Below are 1,727 nucleotides of genomic sequence, written 5' to 3'. Positions count from 1 at the left end.
CAAAAAAGTGCCCGCCGTCAGCACCACGGTGCGCGAACGGAAACGGATGCCGACCTGCGTGACCGCGCCCACCACCCGGTCGCCTTCGACCATCAGGTCGTCCACAGCTTGTTGAAACAGCCAGAGATTGGGCTGGTTCTCCAGCAAACCACGGATGGCGGCTTTGTACAAAATGCGGTCGGCTTGCGCCCGCGTGGCCCGCACGGCTGGGCCTTTGGATGAATTGAGGATGCGAAATTGGATACCTGCCTCGTCGGTGGCCAACGCCATGGCCCCACCCAAAGCATCGACTTCTTTGACCAAATGGCCTTTGCCAATGCCGCCGATCGAAGGGTTGCAGCTCATCTGCCCCAGCGTCTCGATGTTGTGCGACAACAGCAACGTTGTGCAGCCCATGCGGGCGGACGCCAGCGCGGCTTCGGTTCCGGCATGGCCGCCACCGACCACGATCACATCGAATTCTTGAGGGTAAAACATGAAAGATCCGCCTTGAAAGAAGGCCAAAAATGGGCACCGCCTGCGCCAAGGGCCGACCTGCCAAGGGGTCGGCTGAAGCTGCTTATTTTACAGGCAGGGTGCTGGCATGCAGCACACCCACCCGCAAGCCAGGCCAAGCAGCAGCTTATGCAGTAAACACATGATTTGACAGCCAAGCGGCCTTGGACAACAAACACAGGGCGGCCTACCATTCAAGCGTCTGACAAATTGTCAGTTTCAAGAAAGGTGACAAATCCATGTCCAACACATCTGCAGGCGCCAACGCCAAAAGCGTTCACACGCTGCCCTCTTACCTCAACCCTGAACAACCCGGCCCTTGGGCCATTTACCTTGAACAAGTCGACCGCGTCACGCCCTATCTGGGCTCACTGTCACGCTGGGTCGAAACCCTCAAGCGCCCTAAGCGCGCCCTGATCGTGGATGTGCCGATCGAACTGGACAACGGCACCATGGCCCACTTTGAGGGCTACCGCGTGCAACACAACACCAGCCGTGGACCGGGCAAAGGCGGTGTGCGTTTTCACCAAGACGTGACACTGTCCGAAGTCATGGCCTTGTCGGCCTGGATGTCGGTCAAAAACGCTGCCGTCAACCTCCCTTTTGGCGGGGCCAAGGGCGGCATCCGGGTCGACCCCAAAACCTTGTCACGCGGCGAGCTCGAGCGCCTGACACGGCGCTACACCAGCGAAATTGGCATCATCATCGGCCCCACCAAAGACATCCCCGCGCCTGATGTGAACACCAACGAGCAAATCATGGCCTGGATGATGGACACCTATTCCATGAATGAAGGGGGCACCATATCGGGCGTGGTGACCGGCAAGCCCATCGCGCTGGGCGGCTCATTGGGTCGGCGCGAAGCCACCGGGCGTGGCGTTTACACGGTGGGCCAAGAAGCCGCTCAGCGCATCGGGCTGGACGTGGCGCACGCCAAAATCGCAGTGCAGGGATTTGGCAATGTAGGCGGCATTGCGGCCAAGCTGTTTTCACAAGCCGGGGCCACCTTGGTGGCAGTGCAAGACCATGGCGGCACGGTCTACCACCCGTCAGGTTTGGATGTGAACGACTTGCTGCGCCATGTTGAAGCCCACGGCAGCGTCAAAGGTTTTGCGCCTGCAGAGACCTTGCCCGACGCGAAGTTCTGGGAAGTTGAGTGCGACATCCTGATTCCTGCCGCTTTGGAGCAACAAATCACCGCAGCCAACGCACAACAAATCACCGCCCGCATG

At 59.6% G+C, this 1,727-nt stretch carries 2 protein-coding genes; one reads left to right on the top strand and one right to left on the bottom strand.

What is annotated here, in order from left to right:
- On the bottom strand, window positions 1-477 hold a 477-nt coding region (locus Q0341_RS13365), incomplete at its 3' end, for an FAD-dependent oxidoreductase (protein ID WP_299514236.1).
- A gap of 257 nt (window positions 478-734) precedes the next feature.
- Between Q0341_RS13365 and Q0341_RS13360 the strand changes: the two genes are divergently transcribed.
- A partial coding sequence (locus tag Q0341_RS13360) for a Glu/Leu/Phe/Val dehydrogenase (RefSeq protein ID WP_299514233.1) occupies window positions 735-1,727 on the top strand: 993 nt, incomplete at its 3' end.

Source organism: uncultured Limnohabitans sp. (genome assembly GCF_937889215.1).
In the GTDB taxonomy this organism is placed as follows: domain Bacteria; phylum Pseudomonadota; class Gammaproteobacteria; order Burkholderiales; family Burkholderiaceae_C; genus Limnohabitans_A.
Note: the sequence above shows the minus strand (reverse complement) of the source record. Positions and strands in the feature narration are given on the sequence as shown.